General features: G+C 65.5%; 3 protein-coding genes. All 3 read left to right on the top strand.

The window, feature by feature from the left end:
• The first annotated feature begins 51 nt into the window (after nt 1-51).
• The gene (locus AC1DYI_RS29295) at nt 52-2148 is read left to right on the top strand and encodes a PAS domain-containing hybrid sensor histidine kinase/response regulator (protein WP_477207641.1); all 2097 of its coding nucleotides are present in this window, start codon (nt 52-54) and stop codon (nt 2146-2148) included.
• Nucleotides 2149-2437: 289 nt separating this feature from the next.
• On the top strand, nt 2438-3268 hold the full coding sequence (locus AC1DYI_RS29300; protein WP_477207642.1) for a Crp/Fnr family transcriptional regulator: 831 nt from the start codon (nt 2438-2440) through the stop codon (nt 3266-3268).
• Nucleotides 3269-3409: 141 nt separating this feature from the next.
• On the top strand, nt 3410-3778 hold a 369-nt coding region (locus AC1DYI_RS29305), incomplete at its 3' end, for a TetR/AcrR family transcriptional regulator (RefSeq protein ID WP_477207643.1).

Below are 3778 nucleotides of genomic sequence, written 5' to 3' on the forward strand. Positions count from 1 at the left end.
TCTGTGTCATTTGGCTGGCGACGTGACAGAGGCGTCCACGGGAGTCAAACCATGAACGACCCGTCGAAGGGGCAGTGCGACGCGTTGTCTGACGCGTCGACCGGCCGCGACCCGCCTGCACCCGGCGCCCTACGGCTCTTGCACGAGTTGCAGGTTCACCAGGCCGAGCTGGCACAGCAGAACGAGGAGCTCAAATCGGCGCGCGACGATCTCGCAGCGAGCGCGCAACGCTACTTTGATCTCTACGAGTCCGCCCCCGTGGGCTTGGTGACCTTGAGCCGGCAAGGCATCGTGCGCGAAGTGAACCGATACGGCCGGGAGCTGCTGGACGACGACAGCGATGGGCTGGAGGGCAAATGCCTGCTCCATCGCCTGAGGGACCGCGGTCGCGCTGATTTGGCCGACGCGCTGGCGGCGCACGGGCCCGAATCGATCGGCCGCAGCATCGAGATTTCGGTTCGCGCGCGGGCCATCGACGAGCGAATTCTGCAGGCCACGGTGCGCCCTCATCCTGCTGGCAGCGACAGCATGCTGCTGGCCCTGACCGACGTCACGGAACACAGGCGATCCGAAGCCGATCTGGCCCATACCCGCGAGATTCTTGAGCTGTCCAATCGCGTGGCGCGCATTGGCTACTGGCAGGTCGACCTTGGCGCGGGTACGGTGAGCTGGTCCGCTGTTGCGCGCGACATCTACGATCTGCCAGCCGGGTGCGGGCCGACACTGGCGCAAACGATTGATTTTTGCAAGAGCGACGCGAGCCGGGAACAGCTTCGTCATGCCTTGGCCGGTGCCGTGGAGCACGGCACCACCTTTGATCTTGAGCTGCAGATCTGCACGCCCGCGAGCCGCGACCACTGGATCAGGATCACCGGCCGGGCCGATGCGGCCGGCAGCCCTGACCGGCGCCTGTATGGGACGGTGCAGGACATCGACGCCCACTTCGAGGCCGAGTCTGCGCGCGTGGCGCAAGCCGGCGCGGAGATGGCCAACCGCAGCAAGACGGCCTTTCTGGCCCGCATGAGCCATGACCTGCGGACCCCGCTGAACGCAGTGATCGGCTTCTCCGAACTGCTGCAGCTCAACCGCGCTGCGATGTCGTCGCCGACGGTTGCGACGCAGGTCCGTCACATCCACCACGCAGGCAAGCACCTGCTCGCGATGATCGACGAAGTGCTTGACCTGACGCGCATCGAATCCGGCGACCTGCGCATCGTGCTGGAGCAGGTACCGCTGGGCGCGCTGTTTGATGATTGCATGACGATCGTGGCGCCACTCGCGGCTGCGCGCGCCGTCACATTGAGTGCCCCGGCGGGCCACGCGGCGGTCAGCGTGCTCGGCGACAGAATGCACTTGCGTCAGGTCTTGCTGAACCTGCTCAGCAATGCGGTCAAGTACAACCGAGAAGGTGGCGAGGTCGAGATCAGATTGGGCGGCGATGAAGAGCATGTCGCCATCGCGGTGCGCGATACCGGCGAGGGCCTGGCACCAGCGCAGCTCGGCCAGCTCTTTCAGCCATTCAACCGGCTTGGCGCAGAGCTACGCGGCATCGACGGGACCGGGCTGGGCCTGGTGATTGCCAAACAGCTGGTCGAGGCGATGGGCGGTCAGCTCGAAGCTCAGAGCACCGTGGGCGTGGGGTCTGTCTTCACCTTGCGCCTGCCACGCTCAGCAACGGAGAGCGCGAAGCTCGCACGGCATCCAGCCAAACTCAATTTGAGCGGACCCGGGCCGGCGGCACGGCCCTTCGTCGTGCTGTACGTTGAAGACAACCCGGTGAATGTAGAGGTGATGCGCGCGGCCCTCGCCCTACGCGAACAAGTGAAGGTCGAGGTGGCCGCCGATGGACAGGCAGGCGTCGAGAAGGCGCGCAGTCTGCACCCCGATCTGATCCTGCTCGACATGGGCCTGCCGGTCATGGACGGCCCCACCGTCTTCGCTCACCTGCGTGCCGACCCGGACCTGGCAAAGATACCGTGCGTTGCGGTGTCGGCCAATGCCATGGACGCCGACATCAAGCAAGCCCTGGACGTCGGATTCGCCGACTACATCGTCAAGCCCTTCGCACTGCCACGCCTGCTCGCCATGCTGGACCGCTTGATGGCGGCCAGGCCCGCAGCCTCGCTGGCAACGCGTACAGCGACCTGACGCTGCGCGCCATGTGCCGCCGAAGGAGACGTCGATCAGCGTGTGGTGAATCCTTACACGATGGTCCCTTGTGTGTCTGGAATCAGGTGATGAGGTGGACAATGACTGCGCTCCCGTGAGCTGACGTTGTGGCGCGTCAAGCACAAGACAAATCCAGCACCACGACAAAAACGGTCCGGCCCACTCAAACGGCCGTCGAAATTCTGCGGGGAGTTGTGTCATGTGGTCTGCCTTCGAGCCACGAACGAACCGTCTCATTACGGGACTGCCGGAAGATGCCCGGCAACGCTTGCTGCCGCAGCTCGAGGAGGTCGAGGCATCCCAAGGGCAGGTGCTGCACCCATCAGGCGGCCAGATGGGCCACGTGTACTTTCCGGCCACGGCGGTCGTCTCGCTGATGTACGAAACGACGGACGGCGCGCCGATGGAGCTCGCGGTGGCCGGCAACGAGGGCATGGTCGGCATCGAGCTGATCCTCGGCGGCGGCTCGACACCCAGCCTGGCGGTGGTGCGCAACGCCGGCCAGCTGCTGCGGCTGCCGGCACAGACGATCCAGGACGAATTCGCCCGGGCCGGCTCAGCGATGCACCTGCTGTTGCGCTACACCGTGGCCTTCATCACCCAGGTGGCACAAACGGCCGTGTGCAACCGCCACCATTCACTGGACCAGCGCTTGTGCCGCTGGCTGCTGATGAGCCTGGACCGCGTCCAGGGGGACGAGCTGGCCGTGACGCAGGACAGGCTCGCCAACATGCTCGGCGTGCGCCGCGAAAGCGTGACCCTCGGTGCGCAGCGCCTGCAAGAGCTCGGGTTGATCCAGCACGCGCGCGGCCGGATCCGGGTGCTCGACTGCGAAGGGCTGCAGAAGCAGGCTTGCGAGTGCTATGCGGTGGTCAAGAGGGAGTACGACCGACTCCTGCCCGAGGCGCTTGAAGATTCAGCGCCGTGCCGGAGTCCAGCGGAACTTCCAGCCGAGATGCCGGCTGCACCCACCACCATGCCTGCGCGAGAAGATGCTTCACAGGTGATGCACGTTGCCACCCTTGAGCGCCGCGTCGTTGAAGTCTCGCAAGTCGGCGCCGAAGCGACCGCCGAGCCGCCGTTGCGCTGCCGTGCGTAGTGCGAGTCACCTGTAGCCGCAGGCCTGGCCCGGCTTGACGCCGTAACGATCGCCCTGGCTGGCCATGGCCGCGCACGGCCGGACATTTGTTTCTCGCGATGGTGGCCAAAAGCATCACAGCACGTGTCTTGCGAAGCGTGTATGATGATCGTCATGCGAAATGCAAAACACAACGTCAGGACGGCAGCCAAAGAAGCGTCACACGAGCGCATCGTCTCGGCAGCTGCGCGAGCGATTCGCCGCAGCGGCTACGACGGCACCGGGGTCGCCGACATCATGAAAGAGGCCGGCCTGACCCATGGCGCCTTCTACGCCCATTTCACGTCGCGCGAAGCCATGCTGGCTGAAGCAGCGGGTCGGGCGTGTGCTGAGTCTGCCGCCGTGGTAGCAGACGTTGTCGCCAGCGCGCCCCCTGAGCAGGCTTTGGCGACCATGCTTCGCGCCTACCTCTCGCGCGAGCACCTGGAGCAGGTAGAAATGGGATGCCCCCTGGCCGCGCTGGGCTCGGAG

The sequence above is a fragment of the Ideonella sp. P3_A4 genome, assembly GCF_056403075.1.

Excerpts from the sequence above, each read along its gene's own strand:
- AC1DYI_RS29295 (WP_477207641.1), top strand. The coding sequence starts at position 52 with ATGAACGACCCGTCGAAGGGGCAGTGCGACGCGTTGTCTGACGCGTCG.